Genomic DNA, 26,158 nt, shown 5'->3' on the forward strand with positions numbered 1-26,158 from the left:
GATGCGGCGGACCGATCGTCCTTCCTAGGCTCGGCAGAGCCCGAGGACGATCGGCCGAGCATCCGAGGAGAAGACTGTGATCGTAGTGACCGGTGCCACCGGGAATGTGGGCCGTGCCCTGGTGGAACGGCTCGTCGCCGCGGACCGGCCCGTACGGGCGCTGACCCGCGACCCGCTGCGGGCCGGGCTGCCGGAGGGGGCCGAGGTGGTGCGGTTCGACCCCGAAGAGGGCGCCGCCCTGTTCGAGGGCGCGTCCAAGCTGTTCCTGTACGTGCAGGCGGGCGGCGCACAGGCCGGCGCCCTGCTCGACGCGGCCCGCACGGCCGGGGTCCGCCACGTCGTGCTGCTCTCCTCCGGCATCGTCCAGGAGGGCGCCGACGAGACCCACCCCATTCACGTCATGCACGCCACCGCCGAACGGCAGATCCGCGACAGCGGCCTGGAGTGGACCTTCCTGCGGCCCAACGCCTTCGCCACCAACGCACTGCAGTGGGCCCCGCAGATCCGTACCTCGGACACGGTCCGGGGCGTCTACGCGGGCATGGTCACGGCCCCCATCCACGAGGACGACATCGCCGCGGTCGCCGAACGCGTCCTGCTGGAGGCCGGACACGAGGGAGCCGCCCACCGCCTCACCGGTCCGGAGGCGGTCACCAACGCCGAACAGATCGCCGCGATCGGCCGGGCGGTCGGACGCGACCTGCGGTTCGTGGAGACATCGCCCGAGGAGGCCGGCCCCGAACTGTTCCCGCACGTGCCGCCGGAGGTGCTCCAGGGACTCCTGAAGTCCTTCGCGGCCACCGTGGGCGTCGCCCCGGAGATCACCACCACCGTCGAGAAGATCACCGGCGTCCCGGCCCGCACCTTCGCCCGGTGGGCCGAGGACCACGCGGACGACTTCCGGGCCTGAGCGGAGCGAGTAGACCGAGCGCGTCAGCCCCGGCCGACGCGCAACTCCGCCCGCCGCACGGCGGCTTCACGCGGCCCCGCCCGCCGGTTGCCCACGTCCGCGCCCACCCCCGACTCCTCCTCCAGCGTGAAGCCGAGCCGTTCCAGGAAGCGTTCGCCGGGCCGCCAGCCGGGCGGGACCGTCGCCCGCACCCGGGTGACGCCCCCCGCCCGGGCCAGGAGCGACTCGGCCAGCGCCCGGCCCAGGCCCCGGCCCCGTGCCCACGGCGCCAGCAGGAACATCCCCACCGACACGGCACCGGGCTCCGGGTGGTCCCGCACGGCGTCCACCAGGCCCGTCACCACACCGTCCCGCTCCAGGACCAGGAGCACCTTGTCCTCCGGGCGGGCCCCGTCCGGCAGCGAGTAGAACAGGCTCTGCACGTCACCGGGCGCCGACGGCAGACCCGTAGCGGCCACGAACCAGTCCTCGGACGCCTCGAACAGGGCCAGCAGCGGCGCCTCGTCCGCCGGGACGGGCTCCCGTACCACCACCCGCTCACCGGGCACGTCCACCATCCACGCGTCAACCATCCGACCGACGCACCCACCTTCCCTCACGGCCCCGACGACACGGTCTTCCCACATGGTCTTCCAACACGGTCTCCCCGTACGGGAGTACCCACTTTCGGGTTGTGATCGTCGGGCTTCCCGGACGCGCCGCCCCCTGCGCGTACAAGCTGGAACTCCCCCTGCGGATGTCCCCACGTCCCACGCCCCGTGAGGAGAGCCCATGAGCACGCCGTCCCTCGCCTCAGGACCCGACGGCCCCGCAGCCCTGGGGCCCCTGCTCGACACGGTCCTGGACGCCCTGCGCGAAGGCGGCCGGTCACGCGGCGGCCCGCTGCCCGCGGGCGGACCGGACGCCGTCGCCACACGGATCGCCGACGCCATGGGCGACGTCCTGCCCGACGACGGCGACCCCGACGCGCTGCGCACCCTCGTCCACGCCCTCGCCGCAGGCTCCGCCGACCCCGCCGACCCGCTGTGCGCCGCCCACCTGCACTGCCCGCCCCTCGCCGTCGCCACCGCCGCCGACCTCGCCGCGAGCGCCCTCAACCCCTCCCTCGACTCCTGGGACCAGGCCCCGGCCGCCTCCGCCCTGGAGGCCCTCGTCACCCGCGCCCTCGCCCAGGAGATCGGCCTGGCCGACGCCCTCGTCACCACCGGCGGCACCGAGGCCAACCAACTCGCCCTGCTGCTCGCCCGCGAGGCGCACGGCGGCAGCGTCCAGCTGATCTGCGGCGCGGGCGCCCACCACTCCCTGCCCCGCGCCGCCTGGCTGCTCGGCCTGCCCGACCCGGTCGTCGTCCCCGCGCCCCGCGGCACCCTCGACCCCGCCGCACTCGACGAGGCCCTCACCCGCCTCCCCGGCCCGCTGCTCGTCGCCGCCACCGCCGGCACCACCGACGCCGGACTGATCGACCCGCTGCCCGAGATCGCCGGCCTGTGCGCCGCCCACGGCGTCCGGCTGCACGTCGACGCCGCCTACGGCGGGGGCCTGGTCTTCAGCGACCGCCACCGGGAGAAGCTCGCCGGACTCGAAGCCGCCCACACCGTCGCCCTCGACCTGCACAAACTGGGCTGGCAGCCGGTCGCCGCCGGCCTCCTCGCCGTCGCCCGCCCGCGCGACCTCGCCGTCCTGAACCAGCGCGCCGACTACCTCAACGCGGACGACGACACCGAGGCCGGCTACCCCGACCTGCTCGGCCGCTCCCCGCGCACCACCCGGCGCCCCGACGTCTTCAAGATCGCCGTCACGCTGAAGACCCTCGGCCGCACCGGCCTCGGCGCCCTCGTCGACCAGGTCTGCGCCCGCGCCCGGCAGTTCGCCGCCCTCGTCCACGACCACCCGGGCTTCGAGCTCTACGACCGGCCGGTCATCAGCACGGTCCTGTTCCGGCCCGCGGAGGCCACCGACGACGCCGTCGCCGAGGTGCGACGCGGGCTGCTGCACGACGGACGCGCCGTCCTCGGCCGGGCCCGCATGGACGGCCGCCTCTGGCTCAAGGCCACCCTCCTCAACCCCCGCACCGGGCCCGACGACCTGGCCCATCTCCTGAAACTCGTGGAAGGGACCACCCCCCGATGAGCCAGACACCCAGCCCACCACCCCACGAGCCCGGAGTACCACGCGACCTGGTCGGCATCGGCATCGGACCGTTCAACCTCTCCCTGGCCGCCCTCGCCAACCCCCTCCCCGGACTCGACGCCGTCTTCTACGAACAGCGCCCCGGCTTCGACTGGCACCCCGGCCTGCTCATCGACGGCGCCACCGTCCAGGTCCCCTTCCTCGCCGATCTGGTGACGCTCGCCGACCCGGCCAGCCCCTGGACCTTCCTCAACTACCTCCGGGCCCGCGACCGGCTCTTCCCCTTCTACTTCGCCGAGCGCTTCCACATCCAGCGCGCCGAGTACGACGCCTACTGCCGCTGGGTGTCCCAGAACGTCCCCGGACTGCACTTCTCCCACCAGGTCGACGCCGTCCGCTGGAACAGCGAACACGACGTCTTCGAGGTCGACTTCACCCAGCTCGGCGCCGACGGGGAGGCCGAGGCCCTCGGCCGTACGCTCGCCAGGAACATCGTCCTCGGCGTCGGCACCGCACCGTATGTGCCGGATCCGCTGAAACCCCTGGTCGAGGCACCCGGCGTCCCCGTCATCCACGCCGCCGACTACCTCGACCACCGCGACACCGTCCTCGCCGCCGGCCATGTCACCGTCGTCGGCTCGGGACAGTCCGGCGCCGAGGTCTTCCTCGACCTGCTGCGCCACCGCCCGCCCGGCCGCGAGAGGCTGCACTGGCTCGGCCGCACGGAGGCCTTCGCACCCATGGAGTACTCCAAGCTGGGCCTGGAGCACTTCACCCCGGACTACACCCGCTACTTCCACGCCCTCACCGAGCCCGTCCGCGACCGGCTCGTCGCCTCCCAGTGGCAGCTCCACAAGGGCATCGACGCCGACACCATCGCCGCCATCCACGAAGAGCTCTACCGGCGCACCCTGCACGGCGGCTGGCCCGACGCCGTCCTGACCCCCGGCGTCCACCTCCGCACCGCCGGACGCATGGCCATCAGCAAGCTCGAACTCCACGTGGAACACGTCCAGCAGGGCACCCGGTCCAGCCTGACCACCGACGCCGTCGTCCTCGCCACCGGCTACCGCGAACGCCCCCTCGGCCGTCTCCTGGCCGGTCTCGACCCCTACCTGCGCCGCGACAGCGGCGAACGCCCGCGTATCGACGAGCGGTTCCGGATGCTCCTCGACCCGTGCGTCACCGGCGCGGTGTACGTGCAGAACGCCGAACTGCACACCCACGGCGTCGGCGCCCCCGACCTCGGCCTCGCGGCCTGGCGCAGCGCCACCATCCTCAACTCCCTCACCGGGAGGGACCCGTACCCGCTGCCCACCCGGACCGCCTTCACCACCTTCGGCCTCGGCCGGCAACCGCAGGTACCCCTCGCGCGGCGGCCGGCCAAGACCCTCATCCCCCTCGTCGAGGGACGATGAGCGGGAAAGCGCCGGACCTCTAGAACACCGGCGTGCCGTTCCGCGTGAGCTTCCAGTCCACCGACGCGAAGTCCTTCGGGTCCAGCACACCCTTCGCGGTCACCCACTCCGCGATCCGGGTCCGGATCTCGGTCGACTCCGACCACAGCTCCTTGGCCGAGGCGACATGCGGGAACGCGCCGCCGCCGTTGGCGCGGTAGTTGTTCACCGCGAGCACGAACTGCTGGGCGTCATCCAGAGCGGCACCGTTGAAGGTGAGGTTCTTGATGCGCGAACCGGCCGCCTGGGCGATGTCGATCTCGTACTGGAAGCCCGAGACGTAGTCGTAGTTGTAGTCCGGACGGCCACCGGCGTTGGTCAGCTTCTCCACGTCGACCGCCGCGTCGGCGGCCGTCTGGACGAAGTACTCCGCCGAGTACTCCAGGTACGCCCGCACCTGCGCGCCCGTCATCAGCTTCGCGACCAGCGTGTTGTCGTACACGTACAGGCTCGACAGGTCCCGGATCGTCACCTTGCCCGCCGGGATCTCCGAGGTGCGGGAGAACGGCGAGGCCTGCGCGATCACCGGCAGCGAGGCGTACTCGGTGCCCGCCAGCGCCGCCTTGACCACGTCCTCCTGGACCTTGGTGATCAGGTCGATGATCGGGGCGTCCTTGTAGCGGGCGTCGACCGTGGTCAGCGTCGCGGTCGCGGAGCCGACCACCTGGTTGACGTACTCGACGACCTTCGCGTGCTCGTCCGTCAGCAGCCTGGTGATCTTCGGGTCGTCGGCGACCGAGGCCGAGTTCAGCAGCTTGGCGGCGACCGACTCCACCTCCCACCTGCCCTTGCTGAACACCAGCTCGATGTCGAAGAGGGTGAGGCGCTCGGCGTAGCACAGCGGCTCCGACAGCACGACCGTCTTGCCGGTGGCCTCGTTGGTGACCTTCAGCTCCGGGATCTCCACATGCGCGTGGCCGACCAGGATCGCGTCGATGCCGGGCACCTGCTTGGCGACATTGGCCGCCGCGTTCTCCACGTACGGCAGCTGGTCACCGTACGACGAGGTACCGGAGGAGCCGGAGTGCGCCGACACGACGACCACGTCCGCGCCCATGGAACGCAGCTTCGGCACCCACTTCGCCGCCTGCTCCTCCAGGCCCGGGAAGGTCAGCTTCCCCTGGACGTACGCCTTGTCCCAGATCGCGATGCCCGGGTTCGTCAGGCCCAGCACCGCGACCTTCACCGGCGGGGCACCCGGTACATGGAACTTCTTGATGAAGTACGGCGGGAAGGCGGGCTTCAGCGTCTTCGCGTCCAGCGCGTTCGCACCCAGCAGCGGGAAGCGCAGCTGGTCCTCGAACTTGCGCAGCGTCTCGATGCCGTAGTTGAACTCGTGGTTGCCCAGGGCCGCCGCGTCGTAGCCGATCGCGTTCATCGCCTGCGCCATCGGGTGCACCGGGCCGCCCTTGGCGGTGATCGGGTCCACCTTGGCGTAGTAGTACGTCAGCGGGGTGCCCTGGATGGTGTCGCCCGCGTCCAGCAGCAGGGTGTTGCAGCGGCCCTTCTCCTCGCGCACCTGGTTCACCAGGGTCGAGATACGGGCCAGGCCCATCGCGTTGCCGGCCTTGTCGGAGTACTCCGCGTCCTTGAAGTAGTCCCAGTTGAAGACGTGCCCGTGCAGGTCGGTCGTCCCCATCACCGTCAGCGCGTACCGCTTCGCCGGCTTCGCGGGCTTCTTCGCCTCCGCCGCCTCGGCCGCCGGAGCCGCCGCCGCGCCGGCGACCGCCACACCCGCCCCGGTGGCGGCGGACTTCTTCAGGAACTTCCGACGGTTCAACGGCATGTCTCGTTCTCCTCGGGGATGGTCAACGACGCGCGTAGATTCTGACCCGTTCATGACGGACAGCAACAGGTCCGGGAGGTTTCGATCTGGTGACCTAATCGGTCAACTCCGCGTGCCCAACCGGGAAACCGGTGACAGAGTGGGGCGTATGACCACCCCCCACGGCACCCCGGACGCCCCCCTCCTCGTCGTCCGCGGCGAGGCCGAACTGGAAGTCGAGCCCGAGATCGCGCGCATCAGCGTCACGGTCAGCGCCCGCGGCCGCGACCGGCGCAGCGCCCTCGACGACCTCACCCGCCGCAACGCCACCGTCCTGGACCTGGTCAAGTCGTACGGGGACGCCGTGGAACGCCTGTCGACCGGCGCCTTCTCCATCATCCCGGAGCTCACCGAACGCGGCCGCGGCGAACGCGTCCACGCCTACCACGGCCGTGTCCACCTCACCGCGGAGTTCACCGACTTCACCGTCCTCGGCGAACTCACCACCCGCCTCGCCGACCTGGAGCTCACCCGCGTCGACGGCCCCTGGTGGACGCTGCGCCCCGACTCGCCTGTGCACCGCGAGGCCCGGCAGCAGGCCGTAAGGGAAGCCGTGCAGCGCGCCCACGAGTACGCGCGGGCGCTGGGCACCACCCTGGCCGCCCTGGTCGAACTCGCCGACACCGGCACCGAGCGGCCCCGGTCCACCCGGACACCCTTCGAGCGAGGCGTCCGCCGCATGTCCCTCGCCGAGGTCACCGAGGCCCCCGAACCGCTCGACCTGGAACCCCAGCGGCTGCACGTCAGCGCTCAGGTCAGCGCCCAATTCACCATGGTGCCGCCACAGTTGACCCCATAGGGGCGACGCCCATGGCTCGGCGTCCGCCCGGTGGACCGCGGCCTCGGCGAGCAGTAGATCGCGCTCGGCGCGCGGCCGGTGATCGACCGGGGGGTGACCCTCGCCGAGTGACCGTCTGCTGATTCCCTATGGCCTTATGTGACCTCACCGAATACGTCAAAATGCTCATCAGAGCGGGCGGTCGCACAATTCAACACTTGTCAACGACCCTTCATCCAAAGGTTGTTGAGTCGTCACGCCCCACCAATTCTCTACCGGCGGGTAAGGCCTAGGCTCGAATTATGCGCCGAGCAAAGATCGTCTGTACTCTGGGGCCCGCCACCGACTCATATGACCAGATCAAGGCACTGGTCGAGGCCGGAATGGACGTCGCCCGATTCAACCTCAGCCACGGCGGTTACGCCGAGCACGAGGAGCGCTACCAGCACGTGCGAAAGGCCTCCGACGAGACCGGCCGCAGCGTCGGGATCCTCGCCGACCTTCAGGGCCCGAAGATCCGGCTCGGCCGCTTCGCCGAGGGCCCCGTACTCCTTGAACGCGGCGACTCCTTCACCATCACCGTCGAACCGGGCGCGGAAGGCGACCGCAGCCACTGCGGAACCACCTACTCCGGCCTCGCCCACGACGTCACCCCCGGCGAACGCGTCCTCGTCGACGACGGCAAGGTCTGCCTGGAGGTCACCGCCGTCGACGGCCCCCGGGTCCACACCACGGTCGTCGAGGGCGGCATGATCTCCGACCACAAGGGCCTCAACCTGCCCGGCGTCGCCGTCTCGGTCCCCGCCCTCTCCGAGAAGGACGAGGCCGACCTGCGGTGGGCGCTGCGCACCGGCTTCGACGTCATCGCCCTGTCCTTCGTCCGCAGCGGCAAGGACATCGCGGACGTCCACCGGATCATGGACGAGGAGGGCCGCCGCCTCCCGGTGATCGCCAAGGTGGAGAAGCCGCAGGCCGTGGACGCGATCGAGGACATCGTCGCCGCCTTCGACGGCATCATGGTGGCCCGCGGCGACCTGGGCGTCGAGATGCCCCTCGAACAGGTCCCGATCGTCCAGAAGCGCGCCGTCAAGCTGGCCAAACGCAACGCCAAGCCGGTGATCGTGGCGACGCAGATGCTGGACTCCATGATCGAGAACTCGCGCCCGACGCGCGCGGAGGCGAGCGACGTGGCCAACGCGGTCATCGACGGCACGGACGCGGTGATGCTGTCCGGCGAGACGAGCGTCGGCAAGTACCCCGTCGAGACGGTCCGGACGATGTCCAAGATCGTCGAGGCGGCCGAGGAGGACATCCTGGCCAAGGGCCTCCCGCCGCTGACCGACCGCAACAAGCCCCGCACCCAGGGCGGCGCGGTCGCCCGCGCGGCCGCGGAGATGGGGGACTTCCTCGGCGCGAAGTTCCTGGTCGCCTTCACCCAGTCCGGCGACACCGCCCGCCGCCTCTCCCGCTACCGCTCGCCCATCCCCCTCCTGGCCTTCACCCCCGAACAGGCCACCCGCTCCCAGCTCAGCCTCACCTGGGGCGCCGAGACCTTCCTCGTCCCGCCCGTCGGCTCCACGGACGCGATGGTCGACCAGGTCGACGAACTGCTGCTGAAGTACGGCCGCTGCCAAAAGGGCGACATCGTGGTGATCACGGCCGGCTCCCCGCCCGGCGTCTCCGGCTCGACGAACATGGTGCGCGTCCACCACATCGGTGAGGACGACAGCCCCAAGTAGCGCACGCTGGGCCCCTCCCTTGTCAGTGCTTGGGGCCCACGTGGGCGTCCATCAGGGCTACGGAGGCTTTGCGGGCGACGGAGATGTTGTACGGGGTTCCGTCGCGGGCGCACTGCGTCCACTCGATACCGAGTTTGTCGAAGGTGTCGGTGCAGAGGCGGCGGATGTCCTCGGACACGTTGGTGAAGAAGTACCGGGGATATTCGTATCGCTTGCGCCGGCCGCCGACCACACGGGTGGTCCAGTTGGTGATGCGGCAACCGTCGGAGTGGATGAGGCCCCGGATGAACTCCCAGGGGTGGGCGTCGACGATCTGCTGCTGCCAGGGTTCGAGGGCGATGCGGCGTTCGTGTTTCTTGCCGGGGCCGTGTTGGGGGAACAGTCGAGGCCAGTGCGGGGAGTAGCTGGTCACCGCCGCGCAGCCCTGTTTCTGGAGCGTGCAGATGCCGACGCCGGGGCGCACTTTTGCGATGGCCTCGCGACACTGTTCCATGAGTCCGGGCCACGCATCGGCGCACGCGATCTCAGGTAGTAGCCGGTGCGCGGGTGAGCGCTGATGCATCCGTCACCGAGATAGAGGCCGAGTAGATAGGCGTACGCGCGGTCGTCGGAGGGCGGTCCGGGGTCCGGCGGCGCCATGCGGGGCAGCGGTTCGAGGCGGTCCTGCCACGAGCGGATCGCGGCGCGTGAGATGCCGGTCTCGCGGCTCACCGAGTTGAGGCTGCGCCCCTGGGCAACCAGCGCGAGGGCCCGCTTGCGTGTGCTGACGTCGTACATGCGGCCACTCTCCGAGGGGGATCGCGGCGACACGCAGCAAAAAGCGAATGTTCACGAGAACGTGGACATCCGCTTTCTGGAGTAACCTTGGATTCGAAGGAAAAGTGCCCCCGGTCGGACTTGAACCGACACTGTACGGGTTTTGAATCCGCGGCCTCTGCCAAATTGGGCTACGGGGGCCAATGAATCAAAGGTTGACGGTCACCCGCCGTGCTCTACCTTACCGCAGCTAGGTAGGCTCTTGTCAGCAGTACCCCGCCCCTGAACGAGGAGCCCCCGTGACCGCCCCCGAGTCGCCCCAGCCCGTAGACGTGCCCGACGACGACAAGTCGCACGTGCCTCCGCTGACGACCCGTGTCGTCATCGCCGAGGACGAGGCCCTGATCCGGCTCGATCTCAAAGAGATGCTGGAGGAGGAGGGGTACACCGTCGTAGGTGAGGCGGGGGACGGGGAGCAGGCCGTGGAGCTGGCCCGTGAGCACCGGCCGGACCTGGTCATCCTGGACGTGAAGATGCCCAAGCTCGACGGCATCTCGGCGGCGGAGAAGATCGCCGAGGAGTCCATCGCACCGGTGCTGATGCTCACCGCCTTCTCCCAGCGCGACCTGGTCGAGCGGGCCCGCGACGCGGGTGCCATGGCGTACCTGGTGAAGCCGTTCAGCAAGAGCGACGTCGTCCCGGCGATCGAGATGGCCGTCTCGCGGTTCAACGAGCTGAGGGAGCTGGAGAAGGAGGTCGCCGACCTCACCCAGCGGCTGGAGACCCGCAAGCTGGTCGACCGGGCGAAGTCCATCCTGCAGACCCAGTACGGGCTGTCCGAGCCGGCCGCCTTCCGGTGGATCCAGAAGACCTCCATGGACCGCCGGTTGTCCATGCAGCAGGTCGCCGAGGCGGTCATCGCGGACAACGAGGAGAAGAAGGCGACCAAGGCCGACAAGGGCTGACCCGCGATCACGCCGGTACGTCGTCGCACACGTACGACGAGGCCCGCGCCCCGGAGAAACGGGCGCGGGCCTCTTCGTGTCGTACCCCGGTCGGGCTAGTCCTCGCCCAGGTACGCCTTCCGCACCGACTCGTCGTGCAGCAGGTCACGCCCGCCGCCCGACAGGACGATGTTGCCGACCTCCATGACATGGCCCTGGTCGGCGAGCGACAACGCCGCCTGGGCGTTCTGCTCGACCAGCAGGATCGTGGTGCCCTGGGACTTCAGCTCGGCGATGGTGGCCATGATCTTCTGCATCATGATCGGGGACAGACCCATCGACGGCTCGTCCAGCATCAGCAGCTTGGGCTGGGACATCAGCGCCCGGCCCATGGCCAGCATCTGCTGCTCACCGCCCGAGAGGGTGCCCGCGGCCTGCTTGCGCCGCTCACCCAGGATCGGGAAGAGGTCGTACGCCCGCTGGATGTCCTTCTCGATGCCCTCCTTGTCCTTGCGGAGGAAGGCGCCGAGCTGGAGGTTCTCGGTGATGGTGAGGCGCGGGAAGATGTGCCGGCCCTCGGGGGAGTGGGCGAGCCCGAGGGCGACGATCTTGTGGGCGGGGACGCCGCTGAGCGGCTTGCCGTCGAAGACGATCTTCCCGGAGGTGGGCTTCAGCAGGCCCGACAGCGTGCGCAGGGTCGTCGTCTTGCCGGCGCCGTTGGTGCCGATGAGGGTGACGACCTGACCGGCCTCGACACTGAACGAGATGCCCTTGACGGCTTCGATCTTGCCGTAGGAGACCCTGAGGTCCTCGACCTCGAGCAGAGCGGTCACTGGGCTTCTCCCTTGGTGATGCTGGTGGTGCTCTCCGCGTCGGCCGGTGCCGTCTCGGCGGCGGCTTCGGCGGCCTCGACCTCGGCTGCCTCGGCCTCGCCGGGCTCGCCCTCGAACGGCTCGCCGAGGTAGGCCGCGATCACGCGCTCGTCCGCCTGGACGACGTCCGAGGTGCCCTCGACGAGCTTCTCGCCCTGGACGAGGACGGCGACGCGGTCGCTCAGGTTGAAGACGAAGCGCATGTCGTGCTCGATGAGGAGGACGGCGATGCCCTTGTCCCGGATGGCGAAGACCAGGTCCTCGGTGGCCCGGGTCTCCTGCGGGTTCATACCGGCCGTCGGCTCGTCCAGGAGGAGCAGGCCGGGCTCGGAGGCGAGCGCCCGGGCGATCTCCAGCTTGCGCTGTTCGCCGTAGGGCAGGTTGCGCGCCAGGTGGTCGCGCTTGGCGTCGAGGCCGACGAACTCCAGGAGCTCCATCGCCCGCGCCTCGGACTCCTTCTCGGCCTTCTTGAAGCCGGGGCCGCGCAGCAGCGCCGACCAGAGGCCTTCCTTGGTGCGCGTGTGACGGCCCACCAGGACGTTCTCCAGAACGGTCATGTTGGCGAAGAGCCGGATGTTCTGGAAGGTACGGGCGATGCCCGCCTGCGTCACCAGGTGCGGCTTGGGCGGCAGCACGGTGCCCTTGTACGACACCGTCCCCTCGGTCGGCACGTAGAGACCGGTGAGGCAGTTGAAGAAGGTGGTCTTGCCGGCGCCGTTCGGCCCGATCAGGCCGACGATCTCGCCGCTGTTGACGGTGAAGTCGACGGAGCGGACGGCGGTGAGGCCGCCGAAGCGCATCGTGACGTCACGGGCTTCGAGTACAGGAGTGGACGTGGTTGTCATCGTTCTTTACGCCCCTGCCTTGGTGACGGCCGGTTCGTCGGTCAGCGTCGTCTTGTCTGGTACGTCGAGTTGGCCGGTCTCGTGGAATTCGAGCTGGCGGCGACGGTTGGCGATGATGCCCTCCGGGCGGAAGCGCATCAGCAGGATCAGCGCGATACCGAAGGCGAAGAGCTCGTAGTTCTGCAGGAACTGGAGCTTCTCGGGGACCAGGTAGAGGACGCTCGCGCCGAGCAGCGGGCCGCTGACGGTGCCCATGCCGCCGAGGACGACGGCGGCCAGCAGGAAGGCCGAGTTGGGCGGGGCGGCGCCCGCGAACTGGTACGGCTGCGGGTTGACGCTGTAGTTGACGTGCGCCATCACGGTGCCGGCGAGACCGGCGAGGGAGGCGCCGAGGGCGAAGGCGACCAGCTTGACCCGGAAGCCGTTGATGCCCATGGCGGTGGCGGCGGTCTCGTCCTCGCGGATGGCGATCCAGGAGCGGCCGATACGGGAGTCGGCGGCGCGGGTGAAGACGAGCACGACGATGGCCGTGACGAAGAGCATCAGGAAGAGGTAGTTGGCGAACCGGCCCAGGGTGAACCCGCCGATGTCGTGTGCCTCGCCCAGGTTGAACCCGAAGATGTTGAGGTCCGGGATCTGGGTGATGCCGTTCGGTCCGCGGGTGATGTTCGGACCCGAGTCGCCGTCCAGGTTGTTGACGGTGATGCGGAAGATCTCACCGAAGCCGAGCGTCACGATGGCCAGGTAGTCGCCGCGCAGCCGCAGCGTGGGCGCGCCGATCAGGACACCGAAGACCAGCGAGGCGGCCATGCCGGTGAGGGCGGCGGCCCAGAACGGGAACTGCACGCCGGCGAACCGGGAGTACTCCGAGCCGGAGACCAGGGCCGCCGCGTAGGCGCCGACGCCGAGGAAGGCGACGTAACCGAGGTCGAGCAGACCGGTGAGGCCGACGACGATGTTCAGGCCGAGGGCGACGGTGGCGAAGATCAGGATGTTCACGCCGATGTTGGCGTTGTGGTCGTCGCTCTGGGTGAACGGGAAGATCACGGCGGCGGCGAAGGCGAGCGCGGCGGCGAAACCTTTGTGCCGGGCGGAGACGGTCGCGTAGCGGTCGAGGAGACCGGTGTGGACGAGGCCCCAGGCGGCGAAGACGAACAGCAGGATGTACCCGATGAAGGTCTCGCTCGCGTCGTTGTCGATGCCGATGCCGTAGGTGAAGGCGATCAGGGCGAGGGCGGTGCCGGCCGTGATGACGGCGCGCTCGGCGATCGGGGACAGCGTGCCGGGACGCGGCTGGTCGGGCTTGGCGAGGTAGCCGCGGAGGCCGGCCTCGGGGGCGGGGTGCGGCAGCGCGAGGGCGCCCACGACCGGGAGCGCGGAGGCCACGGCCGCCACATAGGCCCCGGGTTCGAGGTTGACCAGTCCGCCGAGGTCGACGGCGATGGCGATGGCCGTGTACCAGCAGACGGCGAAGGCGGACAGCGCCGTCAGCAGGACGGGGGAGGTGGCTTTGCCGGGGTTCAGCCAGCGCAGTACCGGCACGTCCCACAGGTTGAGGACGTACAGGAGGGTCAGGGCGCCGCCCACGAGGGCGAGGATCTGCAGCCCCGCCGGGTAGCCGTAGACCGTCAGGTCGCCGGGGAACTCGGGGGTCCAGGTCCAGCTGAGGAAGGTGCTGGCGATGGTGCCGACGGCGCCGACGGCGATGAGCAGACGGGCTGCGCCCGGCGGCAGCGGGACGGGCCCGCGTCCGGCCGCGACCGCGGCCGTGGTCTTGGTGGTGGTGTCGGTCATGCTGCTCACGCCCTGTCCGCGACGCGTTCGCCGAGCAGGCCTTGTGGCCTGAAGAGGAGTACGAGGATGAGGAGGACGAAGGCCCACACGGCGGCCCAGCCCTGCCCACCGAGCTGCTGCATGCCGGGGATGTCGGCGATGTAGGCGGTGGCCATGGCCTCGGCGAGACCGAGGACGAGGCCGCCGAGCATGGCGCCGTAGATGTTGCCGATGCCGCCGAGGACGGCCGCGGTGAACGCCTTGAGGCCGGCGATGAAGCCCATGTCGTAGGCGACGGAGCCGTACTTCAGGCCGTAGGAGAGGCCCGCGACCGCGGCGAAGAAGCCGCCGATGGCGAAGGCGATCACGATGATGCGGTTGGTGTCGATGCCCATCAGCTGCGCGGTGTCCGGGTCCTGCGCGGTGGCCTGCATGGCGCGGCCGGTGCGGGAGAGCCGGACGAAGAAGGCCAGGATGGCCATGCAGATCGGGGCGGCGATGATCAGGAAGACGTCACCGCTCTGGATCGTGAGCGAGCCGAGGTGGTACGGGCCGAAGGGCAGCTGCGGGAAGACGCGGGCGGACTTGGCGTCACCGTGGTACTTGTACCAGTTGAAGACCGCCTGCTGCAGGGCGAGGGAAAGGCCGATGGCGGTGATGAGTGGTGCGAGGCGTGGTGCTCCGCGCAGCGGCCGGTAGGCGAAGCGTTCGGCGCCGACCGCGATCAGGACGGAGACGAGTGCGCCGCCGAGGAGCATCAGTGGCAGCGCTATCCACATGGATATGCCGTCCGGGAGGGCGAGATAGACCGTGAGCGCGCCGAAGCCGCCGGTCATGAAGATCTCGCCGTGGGCGAAGTTGATGAGCTGGACGATTCCGTACACCATCGTGTAGCCGATGGCGATCAAACCGTACATCGAGCCGAGGAAAAGCCCGTTGGCCAGCTGCTGCGGCAGGGTGTTCACCGCATGGCCTCCATGTGGTGGGGAGAGTCAAGGGGGAGGTAGAAGGCGGGCCGCGCGGTGACGGTGGTCTGCGCCGCGCGGCCCTGGTGGTGCGGAGTGCTCGGATTGGCTACTTCGGGTTGGCGGTACCGCTCTTGACGGACTTCCACTCACCCTTGGTGACCTGGTACACGGTCAGCTGCTTGTTGGTGGTGTCGCCGAACTCGTCGAAGGCGATCTTGCCGGAGATGCCGTCGAAGGAGCTCTTCTGGACGGCGTCCACGATCTGGGCACGGGCGTCGGAGGGGACCTTGCCGTCCTTCACGACCTCGCCCACGGCCTTGATGATGGCGGTGGCGGCGTCGTAGGAGTACGAGCCGTAGGTGCCGTAGTCACCGGGGTACTTCTTGGCCTTGTAGGTGGTCACGAAGTCCTTGGCGGCGGGCAGGGTGTCGACCGGGACGCCGATGGAGGTGACGAGGTCGCCCTCGGAGGCCTTGCCGGCGGTCTTGATGTAGGTCGGGGTGAACATGCCGTCGCCGCCGAACAGGGGGATCTTGGCGCCGACGTCCTTGAGCTGCTTGGTCAGCACCTCGGACTCGTCGTACTGGCCGCCGTAGTACAGCAGGTCGGCGCCGGAGTTCTTGATCTTGGTGACGAGGGTGGAGAAGTCACGGTCGCCGACGCTGACGTGGTCGGTGCCGATGACCTTGCCGCCCTGCTTGACGAACTGCTCCTTGAAGATCTTGGAGAGGCCGGCGCCGTAGGTCTGCTTGTCGTCGACGACGAAGGCCTTCTTCTTCTTGAGGCCGTTGTAGGCGTAGTCCGCGGCGAAGGCGCCCTGGAGGGCGTCGGTGGTCGCGGTGCGGAAGTACGTCTTGAACGGGCGGGCCGGCTTGGTCTGCCAGTTCTTGCCCTGGGTCAGCTCCGGGGCGGTGTTGGACGGGGAGATCTGCACCAGGTTGGCGGTGGCGAAGACCTGCTGCATCTGCGTCGCGACACCGGAGTTCAGCGGGCCGACCACGCCGAGGACGTCCTTGTCGGACACCAGCTGGGTGGCGTTCTGCTGGCCGGTGGCGGGGATCGCCTTGTCGTCCAGGGCCTTGATCTTGAAGGTGACGCCGGGAACGGTCTTGTTCTTGTTGGCGTCGTCGACGGCGATCTGGGCGCCGTACTGGATGCCGAGGCCCGTGGCGGAGTTCTGACCGGTCAGCGGGGCGTCGACGCCGATGGTGACGGTGACGTTGCCGCTGTCGCCGCTCTTGCTGTCGTCGTCGCGGGAGCCGCAGGCGGTGAGAGTCAGAGCTCCGGTGGTCAGTACGGAGGTGAGAATCACCAGAGAACGCTGTCGCACATTCAGTCCTTTCCGCAGGCACGTCCGCCCCTGCGGGGACGGGGGATGCGGTGCCGGTACCTAACTCCCGATGGAGCGGTGACTGGCCGTGACTCTAAGCCCGGTATGTGGACATGGGCATCGCAGTGAGCTGGCTTGTGACTTTCTTGTTATGACGACGTGGACGGTGAAGTCGGGCGCGGGATGCTCTCGACTGTTTTGGTGGAATTTCCTCTCGGTCCACATTTTGAGAACCCGCACTTCCGCTTGGCCGTGAACCCGCCGCGAGGGGCCTGCCTGGTGGCAGGCCCCTCGCGGCGGTCCGGACGGGTCTCGGAGTGGTGCGCCGTCACGGTCGAAGCCGTGTGGCTGTATTGCGCCCGAGTTACGCAGCGTTACGTCAAGAAAGGGCAAGTCCGCATTCGGGGACATTCGGCCGCTGCGGGACTCGGCGCCGGGCGCTCACGCCTTCTCAGCACCCGAGACGTCACGGAGCAGGCAGGTGAGCCGCGCGGTGCACACCCGCCGCCCCTCCTCGTCGCTGATCACGATCTCGTACGTCGCGGTGGTCCGCCCCCGGTGCACCGGCGTCGCCACCCCGGTGACGAGCCCGGAGCGCACGCCCCGGTGGTGCGTGCAGTTCAGGTCGACGCCGACCGCGATCTTCGAGCTGCCCCCGTGCAGCATCGAGCCCACCGAACCGAGGGTCTCGGCCAGCACCGCGGAGGCGCCCCCGTGCAGCAGTCCGTACGGCTGTGTGTTGCCCTCCACCGGCATGGTCCCGACGACCCGCTCCGCCGACGCCTCCACGATCTGCACGCCCATCCGCGTGCCGAGATGGCCCGCGGAGAACAGCGCCATGAGGTCGATGCCGAGCGCGGCGTACTCGTCGATGACCGCTTGCGGGAACTTCACGTGCTGCTGCTCGCCCATGGGGCCCGGCTCCGTTCGTCGTACACCAGTCTCTCGGCTGAGCAAACGCTCAGTCGGTAGCCGATTGTTCCAGACGCACCACGACGGACTTGCTGGCCGGGGTGTTGCTGGTGTCCGCGGTGGCGTCCAGCGGGACCAGGACGTTGGTCTCCGGGTAGTACGCCGCCGCGCAGCCCCGGGCGGTCGGGTAGTGCACGACCCGGAAGCCGGGCGCCCGCCGCTCCACGCCGTCCTTCCACTCGCCGACCAGGTCGACGTACGACCCGTCGTCCACGCCGAGCCGCCGGGCGTCCTCGGGGTTGACCAGGACCACTCGGCGCCCGTTCCTGATGCCGCGGTAACGGTCGTCGAGGCCGTAGATCGTGGTGTTGTACTGGTCGTGCGAACGCAGCGTCTGCAGCAGCAGGCGGCCCTCGGGCAGCTCGGGGTACTCCACCGGGGCCGCTGTGAAGTTCGCCTTCCCCGTCGCCGTCGGGAAGCGGCGCTCGTCGCGCGGGGCGTGCGGCAGGGCGAAGCCGCCGGGACGGGCCGCGCGCGCGTTGAAGTCCTCGAAGCCGGGGATCACGCGCGCGATGCGGTCGCGGATGGTGGCGTAGTCCTTCTCGAACTCCTCCCACGGCACCGCGCTGTCCGCGCCGAGCACCCGGCGCGCGAGACGGCACACGATCGCCGGCTCGGACAGCAGGTGCCGGCTCGCGGGCTCCAGACGGCCCCGGGAGGCGTGCACCATGCCCATGGAGTCCTCCACGGTCACGAACTGCTCGCCGCCGCCCTGTTCGTCGCGCTCGGTACGGCCCAGCGTGGGCAGGATCAGGGCACGCGCGCCCGTGACGACGTGCGAGCGGTTGAGCTTCGTCGACACGTGCACGGTCAGCCGGGCGCGCCGCATGGCGGCCTCGGTGACCTCGGTGTCGGGGGAGGCGGAGACGAAGTTGCCGCCCATGGCGAAGAAGACCTTGGCCTCGCCGTCGCGCAGCGCGCGGATGGCCTGGACGACGTCGAAGCCGTGCTTGCGCGGGGGCGCGAAGCCGAACTCCTTTTCCAGGGCGTCCAGGAAGGCCGGGGCGGGGCGTTCGAAGATGCCCATCGTGCGGTCGCCCTGCACGTTGGAGTGACCGCGCACCGGGCACACGCCCGCGCCCGGGCGGCCGATGTTGCCGCGCAGGAGCAGGAAGTTGACCACCTCGCGGATGGTGGGGACGGAGTGCTTGTGCTGGGTGAGTCCCATGGCCCAGCAGACGATGGTGCGTTCGGAGGCCAGGACCATGCCGAGGGCTTTCTCGATCTCCGCGCGCGTCAGGCCGGTCGCGGTGAGCGTCTCGTCCCAGTCGGCGGCGCGGGCGGCCTCGGCGAACTCCTCGTACCCGTGGGTGTGTTCGCGGACGAAGTCCGCGTCGACCGCGCCCTCCGTCTCCAGGACCAGCTTGTTCAGCAGGCGGAAGAGCGCCTGGTCGCCGCCGATGCGGATCTGCAGGAACAGGTCGGTGAGGGCGGCGCCCTTGACCATGCCCTGGGGGGTCTGCGGGTTCTTGAAGCGCTCCAGGCCCGCCTCGGGCAGCGGGTTGACGCTGATGATCTTCGCGCCGTTCGCCTTGGCCTTCTCCAGGGCGGAGAGCATGCGGGGGTGGTTGGTGCCGGGGTTCTGCCCGGCGACGATGATCAGGTCCGCCTTGTAGAGGTCCTCCAGCCGGACGCTGCCCTTGCCGATGCCGATGGTCTCGCTGAGGGCGGAGCCCGAGGACTCGTGGCACATGTTGGAGCAGTCGGGCAGGTTGTTCGTGCCCAGCTCGCGCGCGAACAGCTGGTAGAGGAACGCGGCCTCGTTGCTCGTGCGGCCCGATGTGTAGAAGACGGCCTCGTCGGGGGAGCCCAGGGCGGAGATCTCCTCGGCGATGATGTCGAAGGCGCGCTCCCAGGTGACCGGCTCGTAGCGCTCGGCCCCTTCGGGGAGGTACACGGGGTGCGTGAGCCGTCCCTGCTGGCCGAGCCAGTAGCCGCTGCGGGTGGCGAGCTCGGCGACGGGGTGCGCGGCGAAGAACTCGGGGGTGACCCGGCGCAGGGTCGCCTCCTCGGCCACCGCCTTCGCGCCGTTCTCGCAGAACTCCGCCTTGTGCCGGTGGTCCGGCTCGGGCCAGGCGCAGCCCGGGCAGTCGAAGCCGTCCTTCTGGTTGATCCGCAGCAGCGTCAGCGCGGTGCGCCGCACACCCATCTGCTGCTGGGCGATGCGCAGGGTGTGTCCGATGGCCGGCAGCCCCGCCGCCGCGTGCTTGGGCTCCGCGACCTGCGGCGCGTCCTGGACCGGATCCCCCTTGGGCGGCTTCGTCGCCATCGCACGCTCCCCTTCGACTGGCGTGTGTGCTGTACATGGGATCCTCCCACGCGGCGGTGACAGGCCAGGAGAGAGAGTGGCAGGCCAAGGAAGAAGGGGAGAGGTGTTCCTCCGGGCCGGGCGCCCGCGAACCGGCCCCGGCCCCGGCTGTCAGTGGGGCGTGGCAGGATCGGGGGCGTGGCAGAGACAGCATCGAAGACGACCGACAAGACCCCCGGCGGCACCCGTCCCCGGCTGATGCTCATGGACGGGCACTCGCTGGCCTACCGCGCGTTCTTCGCGCTGCCCGCGGAGAACTTCACGACCGCGACGGGCCAGCCGACGAACGCGATCTACGGCTTCGCGTCGATGCTGGCCAACACCCTGCGTGACGAGGCGCCCACGCACTTCGCGGTGGCATTCGACGTGTCCCGCAAGACCTGGCGCTCCGAGGAGTTCACGGAGTACAAGGCGAACCGCTCCAAGACCCCGGACGAGTTCAAGGGCCAGGTCGAGCTGATCGGTGAGCTGCTCGACTCGATGCAGGCCCAGCGCTTCGCGGTCGAGGGGTTCGAGGCGGACGACGTCATCGCCACCCTCGCCACCCAGGCCGAGGCCGAGGGCTTCGAGGTGCTGATCGTCACCGGCGACCGCGACTCCTTCCAGCTGGTCTCCGAGCACACGACGGTGCTGTATCCGACGAAGGGCGTCTCGGAGCTGACCCGGTTCACCCCGGAGAAGGTTTTCGAGAAGTACGGATTGACGCCCGCCCAGTACCCCGACTTCGCGGCGCTGCGCGGCGACCCGTCCGACAACCTGCCCGGCATCCCGGGCGTCGGCGAGAAGACCGCCGCGAAGTGGATCAACCAGTTCGGTTCCTTCGCGGAGCTGGTCGAGCGCGTCGAGGAGGTCAAGGGCAAGGTCGGGCAGAACCTCCGCGACCATCTGGAGGCGGTCAAGCTCAACCGCCGGCTCACCGAGCTGGAGCGGCAGGTGGAGCTGCCCAAGGCGGTCGCCGACCTGGAGCGGGCGCCGTACGACCGCAAGGCCGTGGCGATGATCCTGGACACCCTGGAGATCCGTAACCCGTCCCTGCGTGAGCGGCTCTTCGCCGTCGACCCGGGTGCGGAGGTGGCCGAGACCACCCCGATCACGACGGACGGGGTGCAGCTCGACGGCACCGTCCTCGGTGCGGGCGAGCTCGCCCCGTGGCTCGCCGAGCATGGCGCCGAGACGCTCGGTGTCGCCACCGTCGACACCTGGGCGCTGGGCGCCGGCTCGGTCGCCGAGGTCGCGCTCGCCGCCGCCGGGGGAGCTGCCGCCTGGTTCGACCCGGCCGAGCTGGACGAGACCGACGAGAACGCGTTCGCGGCCTGGCTCGCCGACGCGGACCGGCCCAAGATCCTGCACAACGCCAAGGGCGCCATGCGCGTCTTCGCCGAGCACGGCTGGTCGGTCGAGGGCGTGACCATGGACACCGCGCTCGCCGCCTACCTGGTCAAGCCGGGCCGCCGCTCCTTCGACCTGGACGCCCTGTCCCTGGAGTACCTGCACCGCGAGCTGGCCCCCGCCGCGGCGGCCGACGGCCAGCTGGCCTTCGGCGCGGACGACGGAGCCGAGGCCGAGGCCCTGATGATCCAGGCCCGCGCGGTCCTCGACCTGGGCCAGGCCTTCGAGGGCCGCCTTCAGGAAGTGGGCGCGGCGGACCTCCTGCGGGACGTGGAGCTGCCCACCTCCGCGCTGCTGGCCCGCATGGAGCGGCACGGCATCGCGGCCGACCGGGCCCACCTCGAAGCCATGGAACAGATGTTCGCGGGCGCGGTGCAGCAGGCGGTGAAGGAGGCGCACGCGGCGGCGGGACACGAGTTCAACCTGGGCTCGCCCAAGCAGCTCCAGGAGGTCCTCTTCGGCGAGCTGGCCCTGCCCAAGACCAAGAAGACCAAGACCGGCTACACGACGGATGCCGACGCCCTGGCCTGGCTGGCGACCCAGACGGACAACGAACTGCCGGTGATCATGCTCCGCCACCGCGAGCAGGCGAAGCTGCGGGTCACGGTCGAGGGCCTGATCAAGACGATCGCGGGCGACGGCCGTATCCACACCACCTTCAACCAGACGGTGGCCGCCACGGGCCGGCTCTCCTCCACCGACCCGAACCTGCAGAACATCCCGGTCCGCACGGACGAGGGCCGGGCGATCCGCCGCGGCTTCGTGGTGGGCGAGGGCTTCGAGTCGCTGATGACCGCCGACTACAGCCAGATCGAACTGCGCGTCATGGCCCACCTCTCGGAGGACGCGGGCCTGATCGAGGCGTTCACCTCCGGCGAGGACCTGCACACCACGGCGGCCTCCCAGGTGTTCGGGGTGGAGCGCTCGGCGGTGGACGCGGAGATGCGCCGCAAGATCAAGGCCATGTCGTACGGCCTGGCGTACGGGCTGTCCGCCTTCGGCCTGTCCCAGCAGCTGAACATCGAGGCGGCCGAGGCCCGCGCCCTGATGGACGCGTACTTCGAGCGCTTCGGCGGTGTACGGGACTATCTGCGCCGGGCGGTCGACGAGGCCCGGGCGACGGGCTACACGGCGACGCTCTTCGGGCGCCGCCGCTACCTCCCCGACCTCAACAGCGACAATCGCCAGCGCCGAGAGGCGGCCGAGCGCATGGCCCTGAACGCGCCGATCCAGGGCACGGCGGCCGACATCGTCAAGATCGCCATGCTGCACGTGGGCAGGGCCCTGGAGGAGGCCGGCCTCAAGTCCCGGATGCTCCTCCAGGTCCATGACGAAATCGTCCTGGAGATCGCCCCCGGCGAGCGCGCGGCGGTGGAGGAGCTCGTCCGCCGCGAGATGGCGGGCGCGGTCCGGCTCCGGGCCCCGCTGGACGTCTCGGTCGGCGTCGGCCCCGACTGGGAATCCGCAGCGCACTAGCCTTTGGCTGTGCGACGGAGGGGGCGTTCCGGCCACGTTCATTCGTTTCCGGCAACGCCCTCTCCCACGGTGTGGGTGAGCCGCATTTCCCAGCTCACCCGCACGACCCCGCCCAAGCCCCGCCGGGAACCGGCCCCGCGGGGACCGTCACTCACGTGGCCCCCGCCAGAACGCCCCCGCGGCCCCCGCCCGTCAGGATGCGGGCATGGGTATACGCACGCTCCACCGCCGGACGGCCCACGCAGGGCCCACTGGCCCGGCGGGCGCCGCCGCGGCCCCGGGCACGCCGCCCCCGCCGGTTCCGGTCTTCGCGGCCGACGCAAGCACCGCCCGCATCCCCACCGACCCGGCCCAGGCCGTGCGCCGGACGACGGCAGACCTCGGACACCGGCTCACCCGGGCGGGACGGGCGACCGCCTGGCGCTCCTGGGCCGACCGCGGCCGCGGCTACCTCGCCCCGCTCCTCGCGCTTGTCCTCACCCGGCTGCCGAGACCCCGCCCGGCCCGCGCCATGACCGTCTTCGTGGCGCCCCTCACCGAGCGGCAGACCGGTCCCGCCGCGCACCGGCCGCCGCGGGACCGGCGCACACCCGGGCCGGACGCCACAGCCTGACCCCCAGGGCGTACACCAGCAGTCCCGGCACCAGCCCCGCGCCCACCCCGAAGCACAGCGTCGGCAGCAGCTCCCAGGGCTTGGCGGTGGTGCCCCAGTACGCCCACCACCGCAGCGCCCGCTGCGCCGCCCCGAGCGCCGCGCAGCCGCCGACCACCGCACCGGCCCACCAGCGGTCCCGTACCGACAGCGCCGGAACTCCCACCGGTTCACCGTCCGGCGCCCGCCGTACCGCACGCGTCACCCACGCCACGACCAGGAGGCCGCCCACCAGCGAACAGGCGTACTGCAGGTACGAGTACAGCGGCATGCCCGCCGCCACCCCGTTCAGGACCGGGAACAGCCTCACTCCCCACCGGTCGTGATGCGTGAACGCGTCCCACACGACATGCGTCAACGCGCCGAGCACCGCGCAGGCGTACCACCAGGCCGCCGTGGCGGGCCGTACGCGCGCGCGTGGCGCCCCGCACCGCGTCAGCGCCGCCCACCGCCCCTGGCGGCCCCGGGGCAGCAGGGCGACCAGCGGTTCGCGCAGGACCAGCCAGAGTCCCACCAGCCCCCAGGACACCAGTACGTCGACGGTGAACACCCCGGCGAAGGAGTGCGTGACGTCCCCGAACCGCATCGCCCCGGGCAGCACACTCGCCGCGTAGTAGGTCATGTCGGGGGAGAGGGAACCCGCGACGAGCACCGCCGGTACCAGCCGGCCGCGGCCGGATCCGTCCCCGCGCACCGCGGGCAGTACCGCCGCCGCATGGCTGAGTGTGAACGGCAACGGGGCCCCCTTGAACGGCACATGACCGACCGGCGAAATCCGGGCGCCACCGGGTGCCCAGTGAAAGGAAGTTGTCGTAGGGTCACCTGGGTCACCCTGCCGGGAGGCACGGTCGAACAGATCACCGTACGACTGGAAAAAGCGTAACGGGGGCAACCACAGCCCCGGGTCAACCGTCACAACAGGGCGAGCGGAAAGAGCGGGAAGACACAAGACGGGCGCTCGGGCGTCCACGGGAGGGGTTCACTCTATGGCGGCGCATTTCGGCAGTCGGCTGCGCAAAGGGGCGGCGACCACCGCCGTGGCCGCGGCAGCGGTCGCGGCTCTCTCCGCCTCCCAGGCTCCAGGAGTGACGGCCGACGACCAGGGCAGACAGGCCGCCGCCGGCGCCACCACCGCGCCGGACACCACCTCCGACGGCAACGCCACCGGCAACTCGCCGTACTACACGGACCTGCCGCCGCTGAACAGCCCGGAACCCGACGCCGGCCCGTCGCCGACCATCGGCACCCCCGCCTCGCGGGGCGAGGGCGAGGCGGGCATCCCCGCGACCGTGCTCGACGCCTACAAGAAGGCCGCGGAAGAGCTGCGCGGCTCCAAGCCGGGGTGCAACATGCCCTGGCAACTCCTCGCCGCCATCGGCAAGGTCGAGTCGGGCCAGGCCCGCGGCGGCCGCGTCGACGCGGACGGCACCACCATCGGCCGGATCCTCGGCCCGCAGCTCGACGGCAACGGCTTCGCGCTGATCAAGGACACCGACAACGGCCGGTACGACGGCAACAGCTCCTACGACCAGGCCATCGGCCCCATGCAGTTCATCCCGTCCACCTGGGCCTGGGCCGGCCGGGACGGCAACGGCGATGGCGCGAAGGACCCCAACAACGTCTACGACGCCGCGCTCGCCGCCGGCCACTACCTGTGCCGCAACGGCTGGGACCTGGCCGACCAGGGGGACCTGAACAGCGCGATCCTCAGTTACAACAACTCGCAGGACTACCTCAACCTGGTCCTGTCGTGGCTGGACTACTACCGCAAGGGCAGCCACTCGATCCCCGACGGCACCGGTTCGGTTCCCTCGCACCGCAGCGACGACGAGACGGCCGGGACCAGCCCCTCCCCGAAGCCGTCGACACCGGACAAGCCCAAGCCGGGCACGCCCAAGCCGGACCCGAAGCCGCACAAGCCGGACGACGGCGGCGGCACCAGCCCCAAACCCGAGCCGCCGTCCACGCCGGGCACCCCGAGCCAGCCGCCCACCCAGACCGACACCGTGGACCACCTGGAGGACGCGGGTACCGCCAAGCTCACCGCCCAGGCCGGGGACCCCTTCGCCAAGCGGATCAGCACGCGCGCCGAGACCAAGGCCGGCAAGGCCGTCGGCAAGGTCCGGATCCGGTTCACCATCCTCGGCGACACGGACACCACCTTCACCGGGGGCGAGAAGGTCGCCGCGGTGCTCACCGGCACCTCCGGCACCGCCGTCGCCCCCGCGCTCCAGGCGGGTGAGAAGACCGGCGAGTTCACGGTCCGGGCCACCGTCGTGGGCCGCACCCTCAGCGGCCTCGACTACAAGGCGACCGTGACCGAGCGTGCCGCCGACGTCCTCGCCCGCACCAGCGACACCGCGCTGACCTGCACGCCGGGCGGCGAGTTCGCCGACCAGGTGGAGGTGAAGGCCACCTACAAGGGCGCCGTCGCGGACAAGGTGGCGGCCACCGCGACCCTGATCAAGTCCGCGGACGACGCGACCGAGAACGACAAGGGCCCCTACTTCAAGGACGCCGACGGCAAGACCGTACGCACCCTGACGGGCCTGGAGACGGACGGCAAGGGCCTGCTGAAGCTGCCGAAGCTGTACGCGGACGACACCACCGGCACCTTCCTGCTGCGCATCACCACCACCGGTGGCGCGACGCTGACCGTCGAACTGAAGGTCGCCGCGGCCGACTCGACGGCGAGCCCGTCGCCGAGCAGTTCCGAGAGCCCGTCCGCGTAAGCACCGGCCGCGCCCGAGGGCGCCCCTCCGCTCCGGCGGCAGGGGCGCCCTCGGTCCGTATGCGTGCGACGTGTTCTCATCTCGCCCTCCCGTTGCTACCGTGCCCGGACCTGACGATGTATCAGTTCCGGACGGCCGGGGAGGTCCCGCATGCGTGCCCTGATCGCCGCCGCGAGCGGTCTCGCCCTCGCGTTCGCCCTGGTCCTCGCGATCACCGCGCTGGGCCCGCCGACCGGCACGACGTCCCCGAAACCCCTGCTGACGACCGTGCCCCCACACCCGTGACCACGGTGCCCGCACGC

Annotated in this window: 20 protein-coding genes, 1 tRNA gene and 1 pseudogene; 10 read left to right on the forward strand and 12 right to left on the reverse strand. The window is 70.4% G+C overall.

Features of this window, described 5'->3' with window-relative positions:
* Positions 1 to 76 precede the first annotated feature (76 nt).
* Complete coding sequence (locus ACZ7L0_RS09950; RefSeq protein WP_471241937.1) at positions 77 to 910, forward strand: NAD(P)H-binding protein; 834 nt, start codon at positions 77 to 79, stop codon at positions 908 to 910.
* A gap of 23 nt (positions 911 to 933) precedes the next feature.
* Here the strand turns inward: ACZ7L0_RS09950 and ACZ7L0_RS09955 are convergent, their stop codons facing one another.
* Positions 934 to 1,482, reverse strand: coding sequence for a GNAT family N-acetyltransferase (locus tag ACZ7L0_RS09955; protein ID WP_471241938.1), 549 nt, complete (start codon positions 1,480 to 1,482; stop codon positions 934 to 936).
* 199 nt (positions 1,483 to 1,681) lie between these two features.
* On the opposite strand from ACZ7L0_RS09955, the gene ACZ7L0_RS09960 reads away from it, so the two are divergent.
* Together ACZ7L0_RS09960 and ACZ7L0_RS09965 are read left to right on the forward strand one after the other, a co-directional pair.
* Complete coding sequence (locus tag ACZ7L0_RS09960; protein ID WP_471241939.1) at positions 1,682 to 3,040, forward strand: pyridoxal phosphate-dependent decarboxylase family protein; 1,359 nt, start codon at positions 1,682 to 1,684, stop codon at positions 3,038 to 3,040.
* A complete protein-coding gene (locus ACZ7L0_RS09965) occupies positions 3,037 to 4,458 on the forward strand; it encodes a lysine N(6)-hydroxylase/L-ornithine N(5)-oxygenase family protein (protein WP_471241940.1) in 1,422 nt (473 codons plus the stop codon). The genes ACZ7L0_RS09960 and ACZ7L0_RS09965 overlap by 4 nt, the downstream gene beginning before the upstream one ends.
* A gap of 19 nt (positions 4,459 to 4,477) precedes the next feature.
* Here the strand turns inward: ACZ7L0_RS09965 and ACZ7L0_RS09970 are convergent, their stop codons facing one another.
* Positions 4,478 to 6,283 (reverse strand): bifunctional metallophosphatase/5'-nucleotidase, encoded by a 1,806-nt coding sequence (locus ACZ7L0_RS09970; protein WP_471241941.1) that lies wholly within the window; start codon positions 6,281 to 6,283, stop codon positions 4,478 to 4,480.
* A gap of 148 nt (positions 6,284 to 6,431) precedes the next feature.
* Between ACZ7L0_RS09970 and ACZ7L0_RS09975 the strand changes: the two genes are divergently transcribed.
* A complete protein-coding gene (locus ACZ7L0_RS09975; RefSeq protein ID WP_471241942.1) occupies positions 6,432 to 7,121 on the forward strand; it encodes an SIMPL domain-containing protein in 690 nt (229 codons plus the stop codon).
* A 281-nt stretch (positions 7,122 to 7,402) separates the two neighbouring features.
* On the forward strand, positions 7,403 to 8,839 hold the full coding sequence (pyk, locus tag ACZ7L0_RS09980; RefSeq protein ID WP_471241943.1) for a pyruvate kinase: 1,437 nt from the start codon (positions 7,403 to 7,405) through the stop codon (positions 8,837 to 8,839).
* Positions 8,840 to 8,861: 22 nt separating this feature from the next.
* Here the strand turns inward: pyk and ACZ7L0_RS09985 are convergent.
* Together ACZ7L0_RS09985 and ACZ7L0_RS09990 are read right to left on the reverse strand one after the other, a co-directional pair.
* Positions 8,862 to 9,616: pseudogene (locus tag ACZ7L0_RS09985) on the reverse strand (helix-turn-helix domain-containing protein).
* Positions 9,617 to 9,721: 105 nt separating this feature from the next.
* Positions 9,722 to 9,796: transfer RNA gene (locus ACZ7L0_RS09990), tRNA-Leu, on the reverse strand.
* A 98-nt stretch (positions 9,797 to 9,894) separates the two neighbouring features.
* Here ACZ7L0_RS09990 and ACZ7L0_RS09995 point away from each other — a divergent pair.
* On the forward strand, positions 9,895 to 10,560 hold the full coding sequence (locus ACZ7L0_RS09995) for an ANTAR domain-containing response regulator (RefSeq protein ID WP_471241944.1): 666 nt from the start codon (positions 9,895 to 9,897) through the stop codon (positions 10,558 to 10,560).
* A gap of 95 nt (positions 10,561 to 10,655) precedes the next feature.
* On the opposite strand, the gene ACZ7L0_RS10000 is transcribed toward ACZ7L0_RS09995, so the two are convergent.
* From ACZ7L0_RS10000 to ACZ7L0_RS10030, 7 genes are all read right to left on the reverse strand, one after another.
* Positions 10,656 to 11,372, reverse strand: coding sequence for an ABC transporter ATP-binding protein (locus ACZ7L0_RS10000; RefSeq protein ID WP_471241945.1), 717 nt, complete (start codon positions 11,370 to 11,372; stop codon positions 10,656 to 10,658).
* Complete coding sequence (locus ACZ7L0_RS10005) at positions 11,369 to 12,256, reverse strand: ABC transporter ATP-binding protein (RefSeq protein ID WP_471241946.1); 888 nt, start codon at positions 12,254 to 12,256, stop codon at positions 11,369 to 11,371. The genes ACZ7L0_RS10000 and ACZ7L0_RS10005 overlap by 4 nt, the downstream gene beginning before the upstream one ends.
* A gap of 6 nt (positions 12,257 to 12,262) precedes the next feature.
* Positions 12,263 to 14,050 carry a branched-chain amino acid ABC transporter permease gene (locus ACZ7L0_RS10010; protein ID WP_471242205.1) on the reverse strand — a complete coding sequence of 596 codons (1,788 nt, stop codon included), beginning with the start codon at positions 14,048 to 14,050 and terminating at the stop codon, positions 12,263 to 12,265.
* Between the two features lie 5 nt (positions 14,051 to 14,055).
* Entirely contained in the window at positions 14,056 to 14,994 is a 939-nt protein-coding gene (locus ACZ7L0_RS10015) for a branched-chain amino acid ABC transporter permease (protein WP_471241947.1), read from the reverse strand.
* 109 nt (positions 14,995 to 15,103) lie between these two features.
* Positions 15,104 to 16,327: a branched-chain amino acid ABC transporter substrate-binding protein gene (locus ACZ7L0_RS10020; RefSeq protein ID WP_471241948.1), complete on the reverse strand. Its 1,224-nt coding sequence runs from the start codon at positions 16,325 to 16,327 to the stop codon at positions 15,104 to 15,106.
* Between the two features lie 441 nt (positions 16,328 to 16,768).
* Positions 16,769 to 17,239: a hotdog fold thioesterase gene (locus ACZ7L0_RS10025; protein WP_471241949.1), complete on the reverse strand. Its 471-nt coding sequence runs from the start codon at positions 17,237 to 17,239 to the stop codon at positions 16,769 to 16,771.
* Between the two features lie 49 nt (positions 17,240 to 17,288).
* Positions 17,289 to 19,568 carry an FdhF/YdeP family oxidoreductase gene (locus tag ACZ7L0_RS10030; protein ID WP_471241950.1) on the reverse strand — a complete coding sequence of 760 codons (2,280 nt, stop codon included), beginning with the start codon at positions 19,566 to 19,568 and terminating at the stop codon, positions 17,289 to 17,291.
* Between the two features lie 177 nt (positions 19,569 to 19,745).
* Here ACZ7L0_RS10030 and polA point away from each other — a divergent pair, with 177 nt between their 5' ends.
* A complete protein-coding gene (polA, locus tag ACZ7L0_RS10035) occupies positions 19,746 to 22,472 on the forward strand; it encodes a DNA polymerase I (RefSeq protein WP_471241951.1) in 2,727 nt (908 codons plus the stop codon).
* 205 nt (positions 22,473 to 22,677) lie between these two features.
* Positions 22,678 to 23,085: a hypothetical protein gene (locus tag ACZ7L0_RS10040; RefSeq protein ID WP_471241952.1), complete on the forward strand. Its 408-nt coding sequence runs from the start codon at positions 22,678 to 22,680 to the stop codon at positions 23,083 to 23,085.
* On the opposite strand, the gene ACZ7L0_RS10045 is transcribed toward ACZ7L0_RS10040, so the two are convergent.
* Positions 23,006 to 23,860: a DUF4184 family protein gene (locus ACZ7L0_RS10045; protein WP_471241953.1), complete on the reverse strand. Its 855-nt coding sequence runs from the start codon at positions 23,858 to 23,860 to the stop codon at positions 23,006 to 23,008. The two genes, ACZ7L0_RS10040 and ACZ7L0_RS10045, sit on opposite strands and share 80 nt — an antisense overlap.
* 250 nt (positions 23,861 to 24,110) lie before the next feature.
* Here ACZ7L0_RS10045 and ACZ7L0_RS10050 point away from each other — a divergent pair, with 250 nt between their 5' ends.
* Together ACZ7L0_RS10050 and ACZ7L0_RS10055 are read left to right on the forward strand one after the other, a co-directional pair.
* Positions 24,111 to 25,856: a lytic transglycosylase domain-containing protein gene (locus ACZ7L0_RS10050; RefSeq protein ID WP_471241954.1), complete on the forward strand. Its 1,746-nt coding sequence runs from the start codon at positions 24,111 to 24,113 to the stop codon at positions 25,854 to 25,856.
* A 150-nt stretch (positions 25,857 to 26,006) separates the two neighbouring features.
* The gene (locus ACZ7L0_RS10055) at positions 26,007 to 26,141 is read left to right on the forward strand and encodes an SPW_0924 family protein (protein ID WP_471241955.1); all 135 of its coding nucleotides are present in this window, start codon (positions 26,007 to 26,009) and stop codon (positions 26,139 to 26,141) included.
* Positions 26,142 to 26,158 lie beyond the last annotated feature (17 nt).

This window comes from Streptomyces sp. NPDC039424, assembly GCF_055639495.1.